The organism is Psychrobacter pocilloporae (assembly GCF_029872915.1).
Taxonomy (GTDB): Bacteria; Pseudomonadota; Gammaproteobacteria; order Pseudomonadales; family Moraxellaceae; genus Psychrobacter; species Psychrobacter pacificensis.
The window spans coordinates 150,584-173,420 of the sequence record NZ_PGFT01000001.1 but is presented as its reverse complement, the minus strand read 5'-3'; the positions used below and the strand labels follow the sequence as shown (position 1 = coordinate 173,420).

Sequence of the window (22,837 nt, the reverse complement as noted above, 5' to 3'; positions counted from 1 at the left end):
TGTACTTACCTGTTTAAATATTCACCCTGTCCATATTACGAAATCAAAGTATAGTCAATCCACTATAAAAGCGTTACATCGTTAACCTCGCTTGAAGTATGACAGATACATCTGCACTCGGTTGCCTTGTACCGCTCTTAAATTGGATCAACTATAATGTTGAGAGGGTGATTTTGTTATTAACGTTTAGGGTATAAAGCTTTGTAGAACGGTTTCTAGATCCTCTTTACGGATAGGCTTGGATAAAAACTCATCCATTCCCACTTGCATGCACGCCTTGCGATCCTCTTCTGTATTATTCGCCGTTAGTGCGACAATAGGTATATCGTCGTCTTGTGCGCGGATTGCCTGAGTAGCTTGTAGACCGTCCATGACTGGCATCCGGCAGTCCATCAAAATGAGGGAGATCTCTTCACGCTGGCTGGCTAATATATCAAGCGCTTGCTGACCATCTTCTGCAACGATACTGCGATAGCCAAGTTTACTTAGCATTTTGCAGGCTATTTTTTGATTGGTTGGGCTATCTTCCACCACTAAGATAAGGGGTGATAATGGCTGCGAACTTTCTTCTTGAGCAGTTGTCTCGCTAATGTTCTCTTTAATATCTTGTGTTTGTGTTAGCTTTTTTCTAGCTGGCATTGTCAAGCGCAGGATTTCAGACAGTAATAGCGCACTATCTAAAGGTTTTGCCAAAAAGCCATCGCATTGATCGAGTAACATAGAGGGTATACGGCGCTCAGGTTTCATACTAAATAGTATTTTAGGTAAGGATGTATTAGCGAGTAGGCTATTTAATGCCTGCCGTCTATCGATGCTAGTGACTATGTGATTGCTGTGCGTTAAATGGGGTTTTGTGAGGTCAGCCTGCTCTTGTGATAATGAGTTTTGATATTTCGCTGAGCTGTCAGTATCGGGCTTATTACCAACTAAGATCGCGCTGGTATCATAGTACTCATAATCTAGTAGAAGTATGGGTGCCAAGCTTTGCTGATCTTGACTTAGGCGTTCTGTTAATTGCTCTATAGTCGCTAGGTCTACAGCAGTATAAATAGTGCTAGATATCGCTAAGTGCTCACAAAGCCGCTGTAAATGTTGCGCGACAAGCGGCTGGTGGACGATCGCGATTAGGCAAATATGATTTAGGTGCTGACTAGGATGATATACCGACTGATAGTTTGGGCGTCGGCAAGGCAAATAAAGGTTGAACATGCTACCTTCATTCACGGTACTGGTTAGTTCTATAAAGCCGCCTAGTAATCGCGCAAAGCTATTGACGTTTTTTAGTCCCAACCCTGCATCGATAGCATTTTGCGCTACTGGGTTGATATCTTGGCTATGAGGTTTATTTAAGTACGACAAGAGCTGATGCTGTTTGGCAGATGTGATACCGATACCAGTGTCCTGCACACTAAAGCGCACCCAGCAACTCACTGCATCTGCGGTAAGGTTTTTATTGATAGACTGTAAGGTCTCTTTGTTAGCCTCTGACATTTGCTCGTAGTCAGTTTGTTCTATAATAAGTGCGACATGTCCGGAGGGGGTGAATTTTACGGCATTATGCAGTAGATTCAGCAAAATCTGCCGGAGACGCACGTCATCAGTACCAATAGAGCGTGGACAGTCTGGGGCAAAAAAGTAAATCAGCTCAAGCCCTCTTTGCCTCGTATCATTTATGATTAGCTCATTAACTTCCTGACCAAGCTTATAAATATCGACGGGCTCAATATTAAGGCGGGTTTTTCTAACCTCGATATTTCCTATATGTAGCGTCTCGTTGAGTGCGGTGAGCATGTTCTGACTGGTGGTAATCAAAGTATCTAATGTTTTGTTTTGTCTTGCATTCAACGTGTTCGGATCGATTGGCTCAAGGATATCGATCATAGCTTCTAGCGGTATGCGCAACTTATGACCGATGACAAACCTAAGTTTATTGAACTCATCAACCTTTTGCTGTAGCTGTTTATTTTGCTGTTGCAACTGCTCGTTCTGATTAACCAGCTCACTGATATCATTAAGCATTACCGTAAAACCATGAACTTGTCCATGCTCACCGAACCATGGAGTGGCATGCAACTGGTAGTTTTGTTTGTTTTGTATTCCGTAGACGGTCAATGTACGCGAGACTTGTAAACCAGCTAGCGTTTGAAGTATGTGCTGAGTAGCCTCGTCTTTGCCCATGACGAAATCAGTGATTATATGCCTGTGTCCGTTTTTGGTAGAGGGTGTAAATATTGTTTCAAAGCGTTGATTATAAAAACTAATCTGACCATGACGTAAGCTCATCAGCATTGGCAGTGGTGCCTGATCAACCAAGCGCTCCAAACGATGATTTAATGTTTTGATACGTCGATAGTCGTTGTGTAGCTGATAACTGACACGGCTCAGTGCATGACCTAGCAGCAAAAACTCAGTGGTGGACTTTTCTTGTAAAAAGGGCGTCGGCGTATAAGACTCTTTTGCATGAACACTCAAATTATCAGTGTAAGCTATTAGCTGCTCCCAGTTGGTTCGACGGTGGAGCATGTAAAATAAAGCAATAAAAAATAGTATCAGAGCCACCGTTAATGGTAGCCAATAACGGTACGAGGTCCATTCGACAGTCAAAGGCTCATAGCGCAACACAATATAAACCTGATGACCACTTTCGAGCTTTATCGTTCCTGTTAAAGCACTACTACTGACTGTATAAGCACTTTGATTGTCCTTAGAAAAAGTGGCGGCATTGACTGTTGGAAACGTTACTGTCGTAAAAGCTGATTCATTAGGTCGAGTCTTACGATGGATATAGGTTTGCCCAGATGGCATCATCAAAATAAGCTGATAACTGATATGGTCAAAAGCAGGCTGTTTTAGGATTTTTTCTATTTCTACATCGATAGGCGCGGCATGCTCAGTAATACTGTACTGTAATGCATGAAAAGTATCTATACTGTGTTGTTCGCTATGATGTCTCAACCCATCAAAAAACGTGACATAGTACAGCAATAGCATGACCAGCAAGGTCGATGCATAGAAGATCAATAATCGCTGTAAGGACTTAAACTGTTGCATGAGAGCATGGCCCTATATCGACACAAAAACATATAGTGAAATCATCATCGTTTGTTATAGTAATTGATTTATTCAAAACCTTGGTGCTAATACCTTTTTATTATCTATAGCAGAATAATAGTGTGTTATTTATAGAGTATTGCTGAAGAAGTATTTTTATTCTATAAAAAGGTCGATAACTAGAGCAATGACACTTTTTATATTATAAAGGCAAAAATCGTCATTAGTCATACTGGATTGAGACTACCACAATTATGGCACAACATCGTAAACTCACCTATAATGGGCAAATTAACCTTATATAATGCAAGACTATGACTACTGCCACTTTTGATCTGTCTAATACATCTATAAACAATAATAAACTATCTACCGAGCGACTAAGGGTAATATTTGCAGGCACGCCTGAGTTTGCTGCCATTAGTCTAGAAGCGCTCATTCGCCAGCAAGACGCACTTAATATTGATATTGTCGCGGTATATACCCAGCCAGATCGCAAAGCAGGACGCGGCCAAAAGCTATCAGCCTCTGCTGTCAAAGAAGTGGCATTAGCGAATGATATTGCGGTAGAGCAGCCAATCACCTTCAAAAAATCCAGCACAGAGGGCATGGCAGCACGACAGACGTTGCGTACGTATCAGCCAGATCTTATGATTGTCGCCGCCTACGGTTTGATTTTGCCTATCGGTGTATTGACCACACCCACACATGGTTGTCTAAATATTCATGCCTCATTGTTGCCACGTTGGCGCGGTGCCGCACCTATTCATCGTGCATTATTAGCAGGTGATGATGAGACAGGTATCACCATCATGCAGATGGATAAAGGGCTTGATACTGGTGATATGCTCTATAAGGTGAGCGCTAGTATAGAGCCTGATGAGACGGCAGCGAGCCTACATGATAAGATGGCAGCGCTTGGTGCGACGGCTATCGCCACAGTATTAAAAGAGTTATCACATTACCAAGCACAGGCCGTTGTCCAAGATGACAGTCAGGCAAATTATGCCGAAAAGCTCGTAAAAACTGAAGGCGAGGTTGACTGGACAAAGCCCGCTGCTACCATCGAGCGCCAAATTCGTGGATTGACCCCGTGGCCAGGCGCTTATACCTTTCTAAATGGGCAACGCGTCAAAATACTCGCGGCACTACCCATCAATACCACGCAAAAAACAGATAAGCCTGCGGGTACAGTCGTGAGTGTCGGGCGCAAGGCAATTTTGGTGGCTTGTGGTCAAGAGGCTGAACAACCAAATGATAATGCCGCTCATGACGTACAACTCAGCAACACATTGGCGATAACTAAATTACAGTTTGCTGGTGGTAAGCCGATGACCGCGGAACAGCTTTGTCATGGTAATCAGCTAAACGACGGTGATCAATTCACAGCAGAATCAAAATAGCTTCATCTAAATAGCTTTAACGACATTTAACCCTACTAGCACAAGACGCGATCAATCATACGTCAAGGAACTACAACTTCATGAGACAAACCAATAGCGCGTCTAAAAACAATGCACCTAGAAACAATGCACTTAGAAACAACAAGCTCAAGCCATCAAGCAATCTAATCATGAATGGCAGCGTTCGCGTTCGCGTGATTCGTACCTTGCTTGCTATTCAAAATGGTCATTCGCTCTCAAGCGTGCTTGACCCATTACTAAACAGTCTGCACGATGGTGATAAAGGTTTTGCGCATGCTTTATTGCTCACAACATTACGCCAATGGCATGCCCTTGCACGATTGCTCGACACGCTAGCGGACAACCCTATTGACGAGGTCGAAGTTCGTACCACAATTCAAGTGGGTTTGGTGCAGTTACTGTATTTGGAAGTGGCAGATCATGCCGCGATTCATGAAACGGTTGAAGCGGCAAAAGAGATTGAGTTTGCCCATGCAACTGGTTTAATCAACGCTATTTTGCGCAAAGTCGCTAAGAACCCAAGTAAATTTCGTAAAAAGTGCGATAAAAAACACAGCTTACCGAATTGGCTTGCCTATCAGCTTAAGCAAGATTGGAGTGAGCAGTACGATGCGCTGACCCAAGGCTTACGCCAAGTGGCACCGATGTTTTTGCGAGTCAACTCTGCAGTTACTTCAGTAGAGGATTATCAACAGTCGCTGTATGGCGCAGAAATTGATGCAGATATCGTTGAGCTAACGACTGGTTTTAACGTAGCAAACTCGTCAGAGACTACTACAATACTATCGACCAAAGGCTTAAGACTGCATCAGACTACCGCTGTCAATGCTTTGCCTCATTTTTTCGAAGGCATTGCCAGCGTGCAAGATATGCATGCTCAGCTTGCGGCACCTATCATCAATAAAGCGTTAATGGCAAAGCTCAACGCTGAAAAATCTGATACGGAAAATACCAATAACGAGATACATATTTTAGATGCTTGCGCGGCGCCTGGTGGCAAGCTTGCCCACTGGTTGCAGTTACTCAGCTCAAATGACTCTTCATCGTTGTTTCACGTGAAACAAGATGATGCGGAAGCAAAGCCTTTAGCTTCTAAACTCAAGCTGACCGCTATCGATAATGAAGCACCGCGCATCGAACGCATCTATGACAATCTACAGCGTCTCAATCTCAAACAGCAAGACTTAGAGCAAGCTGAAAAAAATATCGCCCTTAACGTTGTCTGCGCTGATGCCACCAGATGGCAGCATGGTAAAAATAAAAAAGCTGCGACAAATGAACCAGTATTCGATGCAATATTATTGGATTCTCCTTGTACCGCAACGGGCGTGATTCGCCGTCATCCTGATATTAGTATTTTGCGTACCGAAAAAGACATCGAGCAAACCGCCTTGCTGCAAGCCGATATTTTGCATAACCTATGGCCACAATTGAAAGCTGGCGGTTATTTGCTGTATGTCACGTGCTCTATCTTAAAGCAAGAAAACGTCGAGCAAATGCAGGACTTTATCACTCATCATAATGATGCGGTAGCGATTGAGTTTACTGAGGACTGCAATTGGGGTATTGCCCAAGCGATTGGTCGCCAGTGCTTGCCAATCGATAGCGAGAGTGGCGATGGTTTTTATTATGCGTTATTGCAAAAGACTGCTGAATAAACCGCTTTTAACTATTGAATAACATTATTGTAGACAGGACAATCTAATGAAATATATCAGTACTCGTGGTCAGACAGCACCAATGGACTTTAGTGAAGTGCTATTAATGGGGCTTGCGCCAGATGGTGGCTTGATGTTGCCTGAGCATTACCCGACCGTTGACGGCGCTGTCCTTGATGAGTGGCGTACGCTGAGCTATCCAGAGCTGGCACTTGCGATTATGCAGCGCTTTGCTACAGACATTCCTTATGCGGATCTAAAAGACATTATTGATCGCACTTATACGGCTGATATATTTGGCTCTGATGACATTGTTCCTGTCCGCAAGCTCGAAGACAACTTATACATTTTAGGATTATCAAACGGCCCAACGCTGGCGTTTAAAGACGTTGCTATGCAGTTCTTGGGCAATGCTTTTGAATATGTGCTCAAGCAAAAAGGGGCGCGTATTACCATTATCGGCGCGACCAGTGGCGACACGGGTAGTGCGGCGGAATACGCATTGCGCGGTAAAGAAAACGTCGAAGTCTTTATGCTATCACCGCATGGCAAAATGAGTGAGTTTCAGCGCGCACAAATGTACAGCTTGACCGACGATAATATTCATAATATCGCGATCGATGGCATGTTCGATGATTGTCAGGATATCGTCAAAGCGCTGCAACAAGATGCTGATTTCAAAGCTCAGTATGACTTGGGCACGGTCAACTCTATCAACTGGGGACGCATCCTCGCGCAGATCGTTTATTACTTTAAAGCCTATTTTGCGGTGACGACAAGCAATGATGAAAAAGTCAGCTTTAGCGTGCCTTCAGGTAACTTTGGTAATATTTGTGCCGGTCACATCGCTCGTGAAATGGGCTTGCCCGTTGAGCGTTTGATCGTCGCCACCAACGAAAACGACGTCCTCAATGACTTTTTCAATCAAGGTGCTTATCAGCCACGTCCCACTGACAAAACTTACGTGACTTCAAGTCCATCAATGGATATCTCAAAAGCCTCAAACTTTGAACGTTTTGTTTACTTGTTGCTGGATAAAGACAGCGCACGCGTTCATGAGTTATTTGACGGTGTAAAATCAGGTCAAGGGTTTGACTTGTCTGATTTGATGGAGGCGGTCAATACGCGTTATGGCTTTGCTGCTGGCAAATCAACCCATAGCGATCGCTTAAACACGATCAAAGCATTGTATGAACAGCATGGCGAACTTGTCGATCCGCATACAGCTGACGGTATCAAGGTTGCCAAAGAGCTACAGCGTGAAGGCGAAGTCATTATCTGTGCAGAGACGGCCTTGCCTGTTAAATTTGCTGACACTATTATTGAAGCAGTGGGGCAAATCGACATCGAGCGTCCAGCTCACACGGAAGGTTTAGAAAGCCTGCCACAACATGTGACTGTACTAGAGAACAAAGCTGAATTGGTTGCTGAGCAAATTCGTCAACATGTTGAACCAAATCTAGCATAAGCGATAAACGTTTTGAGTTCATCTTCTATAGATAGAAGCGTTTGTATAAAAGTTACACCATTGTAATAAAGTGTTTATGATTGTGTTATGGTATAGATAATTGTAGTATTAGAAACAGCGTCGGCGAGCCATCATGGTGCTAGACGCTTTTTTCGGAATATTTCTAGCCAATTATACTGAACAGCTGCCCTATCGTTGTTATGATAAAATCACCTATAAACTACTGATAATCTAAATTATTTTTATAAAATATTTTATGGATTTGGTAAAAAACGAGTGTGGTTTATTGTGACCGAAACAGTGGTGCCTATTGTGGATATAACGATGAAGATGAGCTTAAAAAAGACAGCAAAAGCACTGGCAAAAGGATTATTAGTTACGACATTTAGCAGTGCCATGTTGATGACCACAGCCCACGCCAATAATCCACCACCTACCATAAAAGCAGATGCACCCAATCGCTATATCGTCAAAAAAGGCGATACGCTATGGGATATCTCAGGTCGCTACCTCGACAGTCCGTGGCGCTGGAAAGAGATTTGGGCCACCAACAAGCAAATAAAAAATCCAAACCTTATTTATCCTGATGATATTCTTATTCTGTGTGTCATTCAGGGCAAGACTTTGGTAGGGGTTGATACTGGTGAGGGCTGTGCAGGTATTGAAAAGCAGCTAACAGGTAATGTGGTTGCCAGCACCGTCGCGATCACCTCGACTGCTAATAGTATCCCGCCTGTACCATGGTCTGCTATTCAGCATTGGCTGGATAAAACCCTCATTGTAAATCCAGAAGATTTCAATACCACACCGTATATTTTGGCATCCAAAAATCGCAATCTAATCACCGCAAGCGGGGATAAAGTCTATGCCAAAGGCGTCCCGCTTATCGTGGGTCAGCGCTACGGGGTATACCGTGAGGGTGACCTATATGTGGATCCCAAAACTCAAGAGGTTATCGGCCTAGAAGTCACACAAGTCGCGACTGGTCTTGTCACATCGACAGAAACGAATGGTATTACCAGCTTACAGCTTACTGACAGTTACGACAAAGAAGTACGTGAAGGCGATCGCGTGTTTGTCGAGTTGGACAACGCTATCCCACCTGTCTTTTATCCAACGCCTGCCAGCGTCAGTCGTGGTGGTATGATTGTGCGGGTGATGGACTCAATCAGCTCTGCCGCTAAAGGCAGCGTGGTAGCGATCAATTTAGGCCGCTTGCATGGTGCCAAACCAGGTGATGTACTGACCGTTTATCAAAAAGGCCCGCTGGTCAGGGACGTAAGAGATAATGACATGCCGGTACGCTTGCCCAATGAGCCAAGCGGTATGGTGATGGTGTTTAATACCTTTGACAACATCAGCTATGCTTACGTACTTGACTCTGAACTACCACTCAATGTTGGCGACCAACTATTGCCACCCCCTTATCTATAAGCACATAAGGCTTTGTGAAGCGATTTTACTAAGTTTGCCCAAACGAGACAGATGACAATGACCGCAGTCACCTCTTCTTTATCCGATGATCAGCGCGCCATATTGGCGCTATGGTATGAGGTGAATGCATCATTGTCTGCTTATCATAAGCTCATAACGACTTATGGTGATGCGCAGCTTGCTTGGCAGGCTACAGTAGGCGCTTGGAAGCAGTTAGGACTCCATCATACCCATCTCAAACGCCATGAGCAGCCAGAGCAGACACGTGCTGCTATTGATAAGATACAGCAAGCACTTACAGACGGGCGCTATGGTTTATTGTTTGCCGGTCAGCCCGACTATCCTGCTCAGCTTCTTCATATTTATGATCCGCCGCCATTATTGTTCTTTCGAGGAAATAGCGCGCGTCTGCATCAGGCTCAAATTGCTATCGTGGGCAGCCGAAAACCAACAGCCCATGCCCAAAAAATCACGTTCGATATGGCGCAATATCTGGCACAGGCAGGGTATGTCATCACCAGTGGTCTGGCGATAGGCGTGGACAAACGGGCTCATCTAGGAGCTTTGGCGCAGACTGATCTTGACTATCAAGGTCGTACTATCGGCGTGATGGGGACAGGGATTGATGTGAATTATCCCAATCATCGTGACCAGTTATTTGCTCAAATCATCGAGCAAGGTGGCTGTATTATTAGTGAGCTATTACCGCATACTCAGCCGCACAAACATACCTTTCCGCGCCGTAACCGTCTGGTTGCTGGGCTGAGTCTAGCCACGATTGTGACCGAAGCGACGATCAAAAGTGGCTCGCTCATTACCGCCCGTTTAACCTCTGAGCAAGGCAAACAAGTCTTTGCCATTCCAAGTCATATTGATAATAGCAATGCCGAGGGTTGTCATCATCTGATACGTGAAGGCGCAACGCTGATTTATCATCCTCAGCAGGTGTTAGAGGACGTCAACGGTCAGCTTGATTATGGCAAGCGCTCGTATAGACCAACAGATATTATAAGCGCTGATAGCCACCAAGTGGAGGTCACTCAGTCATCTGTCGCATCAAATGTAAAGAGAAACTCTGTCACAATGGTCAGTCAGCCAGAACCTTCTCATATAAAATCCCCTCGTAGCGCGATCGTTGTTCCTGTTCACTTAACACAGATTTATGAGCAGCTCGATTGGCATGGACAGGATTTAGATGCGCTTGTTATTGCCACTCAGCTTGCGCCGTCACAACTGATTGGACAGCTGATGGAACTTGAACTAATGGGCGTTATCAGTGTGCAAGGCGGACGCTATTTACGTGTATAGCGTATCGATACTCCTAACTGCCACATAAGAATAAGTAGAATGGGTTCTAAATATCGCTACCTTAGTCAGACTGTCTCTTGTGCTATTATTAGTGTCTCTATTCCAGCATGAAACATGTAAGCTATGAGCCAATCTATACCTTTTATCACTGACTCTGCCACACAAGCTGCAAACTGGCTTAAAGAAGCAAAGCTACTTGCATACCCAACAGAAAGCGTTTGGGGTATTGGTTGCGACCCTTATAACAAAGCCGCTGTGCAGCGTATCCTGGATATTAAACAACGTCCGCAAGCCAAAGGCATGATCGTCATTACCGATAGCGTAGAGCGTTTGTCACCTCTACTAGCGTCTTTAAATAATGCCCAGCGCCAGCAAATTATCGATAGCTGGCAGTCAGATGTTAATGACAGCGAGCTACACAATCGCCAAGCGCATACTTGGTTATTACCCATTCCTCAGACACTTTCGACCACGATGCCCTCATGGATAATGGGTGAGCATCAGACCATTGCAGTCAGGGTCATCGCCCATCCTATCATACGAGAACTGTGCCAACAGATGGTCAGCGCAAATAACCCATTTGGCTTCATTGTTTCGACTAGCTGCAACCCATCAGGTCAAGCGCCTGCTAGCACCTTTGACACTGCCTATGGTTATTTCGGTGAGCAGATTGGCTATTTTCAGGCTGATACTCTAGGTTATATCTTACCCAGCCAAATCCGTGATGCAACGACAGGCTCAGTCATTCGTTAGTAGGCAATAAACGACCTTTCATACCATTATAGCCTAGTCTTTTGTACTGTCGTTTTTGTGCTGTCGCCATCGATAGACCATATTTCACTAGCTGAAGATTACTATGGTTATCGTGCTGTAGCCATAGCAAAATATACCGTCTCAGCGCTAGCTATCGCTAAACCCGCTTCCTTAGTTCCCGTTGCTTTACTAAAAGTATGTAAAAGTCATTTTGATAAAAACGACAAAAAAGTAGACGATAGTTAAAAGGAGCTGATTTTTATTGAACGATGAATCTTTCAGCAATAGGTCATCGCTGCGATATTTGATACACATAGGGAGTAGGCTATGAAGGTTTTAATTAGTGGTGGCTCAGGGTTTTTGGGTAGTGCATTTAGCCAAGAGTTAATCGAACGGTATCGCACACAAGGTAAAGAGGTGATGATTACTTGGCTGACCAGAGATAGCAATCAAGCTCATCCTGATGACATTAATATGATGACTTATGACGAGCTTAAAAAGTCTGACATGAGCTTTGATGTCATAATGAACTTAGCTGGCGCAGGTATTGCTGACGCGCGTTGGAGCGATGAGCGCAAAGAGCAATTAATAGCCAGTCGTATTAAGCCTACTCAATCGATATTAAGCTTCATCGAACGTACTGTAACAAAGCCAAAACTACTAATAAGCGGCTCAGCAATCGGTTGGTACGGCACGCAAGGTGATAAGCCATTGACTGAACACAGCAGTTTTGAGACAGACTTTGCCCATCGCTTATGTGAGGAGTGGGAGAGCTTGGCGCTCAAAGCGACTGATTACGATGTCCCTGTCGCTATTGTACGAACAGGCGTTGTGATACATCCTGAAGGTGGTATGGTGGCAAAATTACTATTGCCATTTAAGTTTGGCGTTGGCGGGCAGTTGGGTGATGGTCAACAAATCATGAGCTGGATTAGCCGTGACGATTGGGTGGGGGCGGCGATTTTTATTATTGAGCAGCATCTTGTCAGTCAATTTGGCCATAAACAAAGAGTTTCAAATAACGATAATATCATAGAGACAAGAAATGATACGCCAGCCTTTGTTTATAATCTCACGGCGCCCAATCCTGTGAGTAACCATACTTTTACTAAAACGCTTGGCTCATGGTTACATCGGCCGACACTTTTTACCTTGCCAGAGTTTTTACTCAAGCTCATGTTTGGTGAGATGTCGACGCTACTGATTGATGGTCAAAAGGTGCTGCCACAAGCGCTATCAGATGCAGGTTACGCATTCAAGCACGTGACACTCAAACAGGCATTAGAGGATCAAAAGTAGTTACATCATGATTGTTTTATGTGAAACATAAGAAGGTCGGCTTATATTAAATATTCACTAGATTGTATTTCTGTCTAAGGGCAATCCATGCGTTACGCATTTTTCATCATCATTTTTTTGCTCTTGCAGCTGTTTAGTGCGGGCGCTGCACTAAGCTTACAGTGGTGGTTACAGCCTTGGATCACGCCAACGCTTCAGATCGCTATATGGTCTGCTATATTTATTATTACTAATGGATTGTTGATATTAAGTGTCAAAAGAGTATTTGCCAATAGCTACCGCTGGGTTAGCGGTTGGATGTTGGTTATGCATTTTATGCTGCTCACGGCATTGCTGATAAGCCTATTCTATGGTGGATACTGGCTAGTAACATCACTCTTAGGCGCCTCGTCATATGAATCTAATATGATTTTTATTGGCCTACGAGCGCTTGCATTGCTGATATTCTTAGGGTTGTTCGGTTTCGCATTATATAGTGCTTATGTGCCAGTCGTACGTAAGCTGTCCATTAGTGTCAACAAACCGCTCGCTAAACCACTGCGCATTGCGGTCGCGAGTGACCTGCATCTAGGACGACTATTTGGCGTAGCAGCGATAGATAGGTTGAACCGTCTAATGATTGACTCGCAGGCTGATATGCTGCTTATGCCAGGCGATATCATGGATGACAATACAGACGCATTTAATAGCTATAATATGGCAAAAAACTTAGCTGAGCTATGCAGCAGCCTGCCATACGGCGTCTATGCAACATTGGGTAATCATGATTTGTATGGGCACGAACAGCCAATCAGCCAAGCGTTAGTCGATGCAGGCGTACATTTATTAAATGATGACGTGTTTGGTATCGAACATGAGGGTCAGCCTATATGGCTGGTTGGACGTTTTGATAATCATAAACACCAGCGTGTCGCGACAACGGATTTGCTTGCGCGCGTTGATACTTCACAGCTAGTGATACTGCTGGATCATAGACCAAGCGAGATTGATGAGCACAGCCAGTTACCAATCGATCTACAGGTATCAGGACACACTCACAATGGACAAGTATTCCCCGCCAACTTTATCGTGAGCGCCATCAACCGATTAGGCTATGGGTATGAGGCCATTGGCAGAGGACATTTTGTGGTGTCCTCGGGTTATGGCTTTTGGGGTATTCCGTTTCGATTGGGCTCACGCTCAGAGGTTTGGTTAATTACCGTTTCTGATCATACTAATAAATAGCTAGTTCCAGCTAACCGCTATGCCGCGAGCCGCGATTTTGTACTAATGACCTCACGGACGAAGCCGCCAAAACCATGAATAATATTTTTTGTTTCCTGCCCAAGTCCTTGATGCACGCTCATAAAATGAATAAAGCCGTGCGGTGCGCCCAGCACAGTATGGGTTTCAACAGGGACTTTATAACTCTTTAGCTGTTTGGCATAAGCAAATGCCTGATCATGCAATACATCGAGTTCAGCGGCGACGATATAGGTGGGACATACTTTGCTGTTATCACCGAGCATTGGCGAATTGAGTATATGTATGCGTGGCAATGGACTATTCTCAAGACAAGCGGCATCAAATACTGCCACATCAGCGTGATCCAATAGCAGGCCTTCACCATACAGCTCCCAACTCGGATAATCTGTCTCGATATCAGTCACAGGATACAGCGGCATCTGTGCTAGCGGCGCAGGTAGCTTCTTTAATAGATCAAACATTTTCTGACCATCTGCACCCAAATCTAACCAAGCGTTTTCGTTTGGTGCGGTGAGTTGCTGTGCAATCAAGATAGAAAGACCACCACCTGCGCTATCGCCTGCAAGAACGATGCGTGACGGTAAGGCACCTAAGGTATGGCAATGCTCAGCCAACCAAGCATAAGCGGTGATACAGTCTTTTAACGCTGCAGGTGCAGGACACTCAGGAGCCAAGCGATAATCCACACTGACCACAGGCCAACCAGTCTGCTCACAGACTGCGTGACAGAACTCGTGATGTGTATCGACATTACCGATACAAAACCCACCACCATGAAAAAACAACATGGCTGTTTGGTCAGGGTTATGAGCACGTCTTTTTTTAGCGCCAATACTCTTGGTACCTGCCTGATAGCAGCGAATGGTCATATCGCCATCATCCGCGTTGGCTATGGTTTTATCTTCCCAATTGACAGGTGTTTCGCCTTTTTTGATAAAAGGTTTGATGTTACTTAGCATACTGCCACCTGCTTGGTGCCATACGCTTGGTGCTTGCATCGCCACCGCATCAGCAGCAAACCTTTTACGGAGTTCATGCATGGGCGTCAGCTCTAATGGCGTCTTAAGATGACTATTCACCGCGAGGATCAGGCGCAAATGAGCATTGGCGTGCAAATATTGTTTTGAGTGAGGCCCTTTTAAGTAACCAATTAAACCTTCTAATACTGGTGTTGGTAGATAGCCAAGACCTTTCATTGCATAGTGCAGAGTGTGTGATTGGCAATATGTCATTGGGTTATAACTGAGCATTTTTTCTTTCACGCTCAAACGCTTTTTTTGTACATCGTTGTCTTTCACTTCACTAACCATCCCATCGTTCGACGCCAAATGCAGCGCCATCAATGTTTTGTTCAGTAAGGTATTGATTGATGATACTGTTGAATTAGACATAATATCTCTCATAACTGTTTTTAGGTGTTTACTGTGACATCAGCGTACACTTTAAGATAAGGAATTATATTTGTAGCAATAATAAGGCAGTAGTGCGTAAAGCAGGGTGTTATTTAGTAATGGCGTAGGTAGCAATGGTAACCTATTTAGAGTAATTGACGGTTTTTTGTACGTTTTGTTAACCTATATTGAGATCAGTTGACAAAGCCCAGAAATGCTGAGTACTTGTTTTAAAGAAAGATCTAACCATATTTGTCGTAAATGCGAAAAATTCCTTTACTTTAGGCTTGAAATTTATACTTACTACCTTTATCAAGCAGCTATTAGAGCGTATTAATAAAAAAAATGAGTGATAACCGTTAAGCATCTTATAAAGGCATGATACAGCCAGCGATTGGCTGATTTATTGTGTCTTATCTCAATTATTATTGACATTCCAAGGAGCTATCATGAGCGAGCAAAATACCAACCAAGAAAATTTTGATCAAACAGTGGCACATGACAATGTTGATCACAAAGACAGCATCTTAGAAGAAACCATGAACGAGTTTGATCCACAGAACAACTCAGGTGAAGACGCCACCATCGAAAACGAGATCGATCTTGATACGTTCAAAGCGCGTATCGCTGAGTTAGAAGGTGAAGTGAAGCAAGCCAAAGAAAGCACTGCTCGCGCCAACGCCGAAGCTTACAATGCACAAAAGCGCGCTGAGCAAGAAGCGGATAAGAGCAAAAAATTCGCTCTTCAAAAATTTGCAAAAGAGCTACTCGATATCGTCGATAACTTAGAGCGCGCTATCGAAAACGCAGACGCGAATGACCCAGTCGCTGAAGGGGTACAATTAACTCACAAAGCATTGGTCTCTGTACTTACACGTCACGGCGTAGAAGTGGTCGATCCAGAAGGTGAGAAATTCAACGCTGATTTCCATGAAGCAGTGGGTATCGATCCAGAAGCAGAAGCTGACACCGTCGGTACAGTCCTACAAAAAGGCTATAGCTTAAACGGTCGTCTACTACGTCCAGCCATGGTACGTGTTGGTCAATAATATTTTTTGGGGTTAAACCCTACTAATATGAAGGTTTTTCACAAAAAATCACATGAAAGACTGTTTTTGCTTGATTAGCGCCTTGAAAAATACAACAAGCAAACCGATATATAGCAACAAGTGACCGACTACGGTCTGGATAAATAAGTATTTATAGTTAAAAACAAATTAGGAGCAATTGATTATGGGTAAAGTAATTGGTATTGATTTAGGTACGACTAACTCGTGTGTAGCAGTAATGGAAGGTGACAAAGTTAAAGTCATTGAAAATGCTGAAGGTACGCGTACTACACCATCAATCGTCGCTTATAAAGATGACGAAACATTGGTTGGTCAGTCAGCTAAGCGTCAAGCGGTCACCAATCCAAGCAACACTTTGTTTGCGATTAAGCGTTTGATCGGTCGTCGTTTTGATGACAAAGTCGTGCAAAAAGATATCGGTATGGTACCTTATAAAATCGCTAAAGCAGACAACGGCGATGCGTGGGTAGAAATCAACGGTAAAAAGCTTGCGCCACCACAGGTTTCTGCTGAAATATTGAAAAAAATGAAAAAAACAGCAGAAGACTATCTTGGTGAGAGCGTGACTGAGGCAGTTGTAACCGTACCTGCTTACTTCAATGACTCACAGCGTCAAGCAACCAAAGATGCGGGTAAAATTGCAGGTCTTGATGTAAAACGCATCATCAATGAGCCAACTGCTGCGGCACTTGCTTACGGTATGGACAAAAAGCAAGGCGATAGCACCGTTGCTGTATATGACTTGGGCGGTGGTACTTTTGATATCTCAATCATTGAGATTGCAGATGTAGACGGCGAGCAACAGTTTGAAGTACTAGCGACCAACGGTGATACGTTCCTAGGTGGTGAGGACTTTGACTCAGCGTTGATCGATTATTTGGTAGATGAGTTCAAAAAAGAGCAAGATGTAAACCTAAAAGGTGACTCTCTTGCGATGCAACGTCTAAAAGAAGCAGCTGAAAAAGCGAAGATTGAGCTATCAAGTGCACAAAGCACTGAAGTGAACTTGCCATATATCACTGCTGACAGCAGTGGTCCTAAGCACTTGGTCATCACTATCAGCCGCTCTAAGCTTGAAAGCCTAACCGAAGATCTAGTACAGCGCACCATGGACCCTTGTAAAACTGCCCTTGAAGATGCTGGCCTAAAAATTGGCGATATCAACGATGTAATCTTGGTTGGTGGTCAGACTCGTATGCCACTTGTACAACAAAAAGTACAAGAGTTCTTTGGTCAAGAGCCACGTAAAGACGTGAACCCTGATGAAGCTGTGGCAGCTGGTGCGGCAATCCAAGGTGCGGTATTGTCTGGTGATAAAACTGACGTATTGCTACTTGATGTGACGCCATTGACGCTAGGTATCGAAACGATGGGCGGTGTTATGACGCCAGTTATCGAGAAAAACACCATGATTCCTACCAAGAAATCACAGGTATTCTCAACCGCTGAAGACAACCAGCCAGCAGTAACGATTCAGGTATATCAAGGTGAGCGTAAAATCGCCAACCAAAACAAACTGCTTGGTCGTTTTGACTTGACGGATATCCCACCAGCACCACGTGGCTTACCACAAATCGAAGTGTCTTTTGACATCAACGCTGATGGTATCATGAACATCTCAGCAACTGATAAAGGTACTGGTAAAGCACAAAGCATCCAGATCAAGGCGGATTCTGGCTTGTCGGACGAAGAAGTTGAGCAAATGGTTCGTGATGCAGAGGCTAATGCTGCTGAAGATGAGAAGTTCGCTAATCTAGCGCAAGTTCGTAACGAAGCAGATGGTCGTATCCATGCCGTACAAAAAGCGCTGAAAGAAGCAGAAGATAAAGTCACTGATGAAGAAAAATCAACAGTAGAGTCTGCGATCACTGAGCTTGAAGCGGCGGCGAAAGAAGATGACCATGACGAAATCAAAGCCAAGCTTGAAGCGCTAGACAATGCATTCTTGCCAGTTAGCCAGAAGATTTATGCTGACAGCGGCGCAGGTAGCGAGGGTATGGATCCAAGCCAGTTCCAACAAGGTGCTGACGCTACTGGTAGCAACCAAGCGGATGACGATGTCGTTGATGCTGAGTTTACTGAAGTAGACGAAGACAAAAAGTAAGCAATTACTTGATGTTCAAGGCTGATTTAATCGTTAATTAAATTAAATTAGCTAGATCAAAAAAACGCATCTTTCGAGATGCGTTTTTTTATGCCTGATATTTAAGTATATATTTTCAAGCGGGCCATTATGGTAAATGCGCATCAACGATTAGTACGTCATAAGTCAGATACACGCAAGGTTGACCGTCCTTATCTATGCCCGAAAATTGCTGCCAATAATCGCGCTCGAATGCTTGCAAGCGGGTTTTGGTCCAGACAAAAGGTTGTGTGTTAGACGTTTGCTTGCCATAGGTTTGATTGCTATCTATTTGATTGGTCGATATACCTGTCATCTTCATATGTTTGAGCACATCATAAGGCTGGGCAAATGGCACATTGAAACGCTGCACTGATAGCTTAATGTGTTGAAATCCCGCTTGATCTAGCGCTGATTGCCATTCACTAATATCTGGATAATGCAGTCCTTGTCCTGTTAGGGTTTTTATTTGCAAGAAATTATCTGGGGTAAAGGTGCTTAGTAATAATTGTCCATTAGGTTTTAGCCGTGAGGCTGACTGTGCAATGAAATGCAGTGGGTTATCGAACCACTGAATCGCATTAGCGCTAATAATTAAGCTATGCTCACCGCCTAAATCCATGGTTTCAGCATCGCCAATAAGGATTTGTGCTTGTGGCAACAATTCCTGTAAATGAGTGGCTTGCTGCTCACATAACTCGTTGATAGACCATCGCTCACTTTGTACATATGTTGCCAGTAGCTGCGTTAGTTGTCCCGTGCCTGCACCGACCTCAAGCACACTGTCTTGATTGGTATTATCGATAGCCATTAATAAGTGCTGACAAACCTGCTGCTGAATATAAGCATGTTTATCGTACTGACTGGCTTGAGAAAAATGCCGCGCAATGGTCTGCTTGCGGGCACTTAGCTCGGAAGTAGTGAGGGGATGTTCCATAATCGCTCTTTCACATAAAAGTTTATAACGAGCATCAAAAACTGCTGCCGTCATATGGATAATTGCATGATTAGGCGCTCGCACTCAGCATGGGTAATGGCTGCGTTTAGTACCAAGCGAATACGTGACGTATTAGTAGGAACGGTCGGTGGCCTGATAGGCAGCGCATAAAATCCAGCGTCTTGGAGTTGTTTTGCCTTTGTCATCGTACGAGCATTATCACCTAAAATATAAGGCACAATGGGTGACTCGTAAATAGGATCTTTTGCTGCCGATGCCACGCGATATTCAGGGCTAATGGCTTGGCTCAGTTGTAATGAAATCTGCGCCAAATGCTGTCGCCGCGTCTGTAGCTGTGGCATTTTTGCCAAAATAAACCGTGTCCAAGCATGATTGATTGGTGGCAACGCGGTACTAAAAATCAGCGGACGCATCTGATTGATGAGCCATGATTTCACCACCTCATCACATAGAATATAAGCGCCAACCGAGGCAAACGCTTTACCAAACGTACCCACTAGGTAGTCCATCTCAGTGAGCGTATCTGTTTCTTCGGCTAACCCTAATCCTTGCGCGCCAAGGACACCGACGGCATGGGCTTCATCGACATACAGCTCAATACGACTGTCAGTGGCTTTTAGCTTAACTAAAGCGGGTAGATCAGCACGATCACCATCCATACTGAAGATACTTTCGGTGACGATGATGATGCGCTCCACATCCTCCTCAACCTGCATAAGCATAGTAGCCAAATGCGCATAATCATTGTGTCGATAGCGGCGATACAGACAGCGTTTGCTTACACTTAGCTTGATACCATCAATCATACTGGCATGTACCAGCTTGTCTGCCAAAATAACAGTCTTCACTGGTAGTGCAGTCAATGCAGGTAAGATCCCGATATTGGCGTGGTAGCCACTATTTAATACCAACGCAGATTTCGTCGCGGTTTGATTTATTCCAGCTGCAGTTTCATACCACGCTTGTAGCTCATCCTCTAACGCCTGTAGCTGTGTATCATTGCCAGTTAATAGACGCGATGATGTTGCGCTCATTTTGGGCAAACAGTCCATTGATTGCTGAATAAATTCAAAAAACTCACGCTGCAACTCAGCATCACTGCCCAAACCTAGATAATCATTGCTAGCGATATTTAATAGGGTATTGTCATCAGCGATTACATACCGTCCGTAGTGTTCGATATCTGGTAATTTGCGATACTGCTGTTTGTCTTTGAGTTGTAAGAGCGCAGTTTGTAGCTGCGCGTCGATAAAAGCTGACATGCAGAGCCGTCCTTTTTCTTTATTCGTCAGTATATGCGGAACACAATGAGTAGGGATTATTGCACAAAAACGGGATGTGTAACAAAAAGTTTCATATATCAGCCTTTGTAACCCGAGCACTGACAAATGCTTTCAAATCTTAACTCTCATACCATTAAACACTGACAGAGTGTCTGAAATAGTTTGTTACTATGTACCCATCGTTAGCAAACAAGGCGATACGGCCAAATGGTCAATACAACTAAATAACTTGTTTGTCCAAATTCACTTGAAGGAGCTAATAATGAAAACTCTACAAAAAACTATACTTGCACTAGCAACTGGTTCTTTACTTACTGTAGGTGCAAACGCCGCTGTTAACTATGGTAACGGCTATACAGGCCAACCTTATGTTGGTGCTAAGATTGGTCAATTTGACAATGATGTAGACGGTGATGATCCAACTGCTTATGGTGTATATGCTGGTTACAACTTTGATCCTAACTTTGGTATGGAAGTTGAGTATGTTGGTTCAGATGATGCTGACCTAGATAACAATGCTGGCGACTATGATACCAAAACTTATGGCGCGTACGGTACTTACCGTTATATGTTTCCAAATACTGCACTATATGCCAAAGGTAAACTTGGTATCGCTAAGACAGAGTTAGAAGCTGATTTTGATAACGGTAACAATGACTCAGTCAGTGATACTGGCATTGCTGGTGGTATCGGTCTTGGTTACGCAGTGAGTCCTAACTTCAATGTCGAAACAGAATATGCCATGATGGATAGTGATGCAGATACTAAGCTGCTTACTGTAGGCGCTAACTTAAAGTTCTAAGATAGTATAGCGTACTTGTACCTATAGTCAAAAACGAAGAAACGACCATTATATATGGTCGTTTTTTTATGCCTGTAAAATATTTCTGCAACACATGTTTACTTTGACAAATAATTTGGTATGATACCGCCACTACTAATAACAAGTGAAAAAGAGTTGAGTAGTATTTGATATTAAAAAAACTATTTGTTTATTGAATCCAAGGTTGAAAATACTTTATGAAAAATCTACAAAAAGCGTTACTTGCAGTAATCGCAGGCTCAGTAATGACCATGAGCGCACAAGCAGCCATTTCTTATGGTGCTGGCCAATCATACGTTGGTATTAAAGCTGGTCAATTCATGGTAGATGCTGATGATTTAGATGATCCAACCGCATATGGCGTTTATGCTGGTTATAACTTCGATCCTAACTTTGGTGCTGAGATTGAGTATGTAGGTTCTAATGACGCTGATGTTGATACAGGTATCAGTGGTATTGACGCTGAATTTGATCTAAAAACTTATGGTGCTTATGGTACTTACCGTTATGCATTCCCAAATACTGGTTTATATGCGAAAGGTAAACTAGGCTTTGCTAAAGCTGAGATTGAAGTTTCTGCTGAGGACTTTCTTGGAAACTCTGGAAGTGACAGCGATAGCGACAGTGGTGTAGCTGGCGGTATTGGCTTGGGTTATAACTTCAATCCTAATATGAGTGTTGAAGCTGAATATGACTATGTTGCTGAAGACCTTACGCTATTAACTCTTGGTGCACATTACAAATTCTAAGCTTTGATTTGTGTGGATGACTAAAAGCGATCACTTTAAGTGGTCGTTTTTTTGTGTCAATTTTAGCATTCATTGTGCTTGTTTTATCAAAATACCACACCATAAATAATAATAGGTAATTGATTTTTAAGATAATATTATCTACAAAACTGTGCTACATTGGAAGGTAGGCAGATACAGGAGTAGACAGCGATGATTGAGACTATCTGGATGATTGAACCTTGGCATTGGTTGGTGTTGGGCTTCTCTTTGATGATTGCTGAGATTTTTATTCCGACCTTTGCTAGCCTCTGGTTTGGTGCGGCTGCGGTGATCGTTGCTGCCTTAGCATGGTTGCTGCCCATTCCATTATTATTTCAAGTACTGATCTGGCTTACGCTATCGGTTTTGTTTATGTTTGCTTGGGTCAAATACATCAAGCCGCTGTTAATGAGCCGTAAAAAGATGGGGCAAAGTAGCGATCTGATTATTGGTGAGACGGGCATGATCGTGGTCAAACCGCAAAAAGGCATTTCAGGTATGGTGCGCTTTAACGTGCCTATTTGGGGTGCAGATGAGTGGCCATGCCGCACAGCAGGCGTGAAAGTCGAAGCGGGAGATCGTGTGGTGGTTATAAAGGTGGTCGGCGATGAGCTAATCGTTGCGCCCTCGCAGCGCCTCCAAGCACCTAAAACCATACGGCCAAACAGTACTCCGACGATTAACAGTCAAGTGCCTGCCAAACAATCTAAAGCGGGTAGACTGAGTTTGCACAAAACCGATCTCAAAGAGACAGGTACTAGCAAATAAACGTTATCAGGT

At 43.8% G+C, this 22,837-nt stretch carries 17 protein-coding genes; 13 read left to right on the top strand and 4 right to left on the bottom strand.

Annotated elements, in window-relative coordinates; genetic code table 11:
• Nucleotides 1–186 precede the first annotated feature (186 nt).
• A complete protein-coding gene (locus tag CUR83_RS00755; protein WP_284718873.1) occupies nt 187–3,051 on the bottom strand; it encodes a response regulator in 2,865 nt (954 codons plus the stop codon).
• 314 nt (nt 3,052–3,365) lie between these two features.
• On the opposite strand from CUR83_RS00755, the gene fmt reads away from it, so the two are divergent.
• The 8 genes from fmt to CUR83_RS00715 all read left to right on the top strand — a co-directional run bounded on the left by fmt (nt 3,366) and on the right by CUR83_RS00715 (nt 13,619).
• Nucleotides 3,366–4,454 carry a methionyl-tRNA formyltransferase gene (gene fmt / locus CUR83_RS00750; RefSeq protein WP_284718872.1) on the top strand — a complete coding sequence of 363 codons (1,089 nt, stop codon included), beginning with the start codon at nt 3,366–3,368 and terminating at the stop codon, nt 4,452–4,454.
• 80 nt (nt 4,455–4,534) lie between these two features.
• Entirely contained in the window at nt 4,535–6,133 is a 1,599-nt protein-coding gene (locus CUR83_RS00745; RefSeq protein ID WP_212564061.1) for a transcription antitermination factor NusB, read from the top strand.
• Between the two features lie 46 nt (nt 6,134–6,179).
• Nucleotides 6,180–7,601: a threonine synthase gene (thrC, locus tag CUR83_RS00740; protein ID WP_284718871.1), complete on the top strand. Its 1,422-nt coding sequence runs from the start codon at nt 6,180–6,182 to the stop codon at nt 7,599–7,601.
• Nucleotides 7,602–7,925: 324 nt separating this feature from the next.
• A complete protein-coding gene (locus CUR83_RS00735) occupies nt 7,926–9,035 on the top strand; it encodes a LysM peptidoglycan-binding domain-containing protein (protein WP_284718870.1) in 1,110 nt (369 codons plus the stop codon).
• A gap of 57 nt (nt 9,036–9,092) precedes the next feature.
• Complete coding sequence (gene dprA / locus CUR83_RS00730) at nt 9,093–10,343, top strand: DNA-processing protein DprA (RefSeq protein WP_284719790.1); 1,251 nt, start codon at nt 9,093–9,095, stop codon at nt 10,341–10,343.
• A 123-nt stretch (nt 10,344–10,466) separates the two neighbouring features.
• On the top strand, nt 10,467–11,096 hold the full coding sequence (locus CUR83_RS00725) for an L-threonylcarbamoyladenylate synthase (RefSeq protein ID WP_212564064.1): 630 nt from the start codon (nt 10,467–10,469) through the stop codon (nt 11,094–11,096).
• Between the two features lie 327 nt (nt 11,097–11,423).
• Nucleotides 11,424–12,395, top strand: a complete 972-nt coding sequence (locus CUR83_RS00720) for an epimerase (protein ID WP_284718869.1) — start codon at nt 11,424–11,426, stop codon at nt 12,393–12,395.
• Between the two features lie 87 nt (nt 12,396–12,482).
• Nucleotides 12,483–13,619: a metallophosphoesterase gene (locus tag CUR83_RS00715; RefSeq protein WP_284718868.1), complete on the top strand. Its 1,137-nt coding sequence runs from the start codon at nt 12,483–12,485 to the stop codon at nt 13,617–13,619.
• A 17-nt stretch (nt 13,620–13,636) separates the two neighbouring features.
• On the opposite strand, the gene CUR83_RS00710 is transcribed toward CUR83_RS00715, so the two are convergent.
• Complete coding sequence (locus tag CUR83_RS00710; RefSeq protein WP_284718867.1) at nt 13,637–15,031, bottom strand: alpha/beta hydrolase; 1,395 nt, start codon at nt 15,029–15,031, stop codon at nt 13,637–13,639.
• A gap of 449 nt (nt 15,032–15,480) precedes the next feature.
• On the opposite strand from CUR83_RS00710, the gene grpE reads away from it, so the two are divergent.
• Both grpE and dnaK read left to right on the top strand, forming a co-directional pair.
• Nucleotides 15,481–16,080 (top strand): nucleotide exchange factor GrpE, encoded by a 600-nt coding sequence (gene grpE / locus CUR83_RS00705; protein ID WP_284718866.1) that lies wholly within the window; start codon nt 15,481–15,483, stop codon nt 16,078–16,080.
• A 184-nt stretch (nt 16,081–16,264) separates the two neighbouring features.
• A complete protein-coding gene (gene dnaK, locus CUR83_RS00700; protein ID WP_071002680.1) occupies nt 16,265–18,205 on the top strand; it encodes a molecular chaperone DnaK in 1,941 nt (646 codons plus the stop codon).
• 127 nt (nt 18,206–18,332) lie between these two features.
• Here the strand turns inward: dnaK and CUR83_RS00695 are convergent, their stop codons facing one another.
• Together CUR83_RS00695 and CUR83_RS00690 are read right to left on the bottom strand one after the other, a co-directional pair.
• Entirely contained in the window at nt 18,333–19,160 is an 828-nt protein-coding gene (locus tag CUR83_RS00695; RefSeq protein ID WP_284718865.1) for a methyltransferase domain-containing protein, read from the bottom strand.
• Nucleotides 19,161–19,210: 50 nt separating this feature from the next.
• A complete protein-coding gene (locus CUR83_RS00690; protein ID WP_284718864.1) occupies nt 19,211–20,443 on the bottom strand; it encodes an 8-amino-7-oxononanoate synthase in 1,233 nt (410 codons plus the stop codon).
• A 283-nt stretch (nt 20,444–20,726) separates the two neighbouring features.
• Here CUR83_RS00690 and CUR83_RS00685 point away from each other — a divergent pair, with 283 nt between their 5' ends.
• From CUR83_RS00685 to CUR83_RS00675, 3 genes are all read left to right on the top strand, one after another.
• Entirely contained in the window at nt 20,727–21,266 is a 540-nt protein-coding gene (locus CUR83_RS00685) for a porin family protein (protein ID WP_284718863.1), read from the top strand.
• A gap of 218 nt (nt 21,267–21,484) precedes the next feature.
• The gene (locus CUR83_RS00680; protein WP_093070292.1) at nt 21,485–22,036 is read left to right on the top strand and encodes a porin family protein; all 552 of its coding nucleotides are present in this window, start codon (nt 21,485–21,487) and stop codon (nt 22,034–22,036) included.
• A 192-nt stretch (nt 22,037–22,228) separates the two neighbouring features.
• On the top strand, nt 22,229–22,825 hold the full coding sequence (locus CUR83_RS00675; RefSeq protein WP_093070294.1) for an NfeD family protein: 597 nt from the start codon (nt 22,229–22,231) through the stop codon (nt 22,823–22,825).
• Nucleotides 22,826–22,837: the final 12 nt, after the last annotated feature.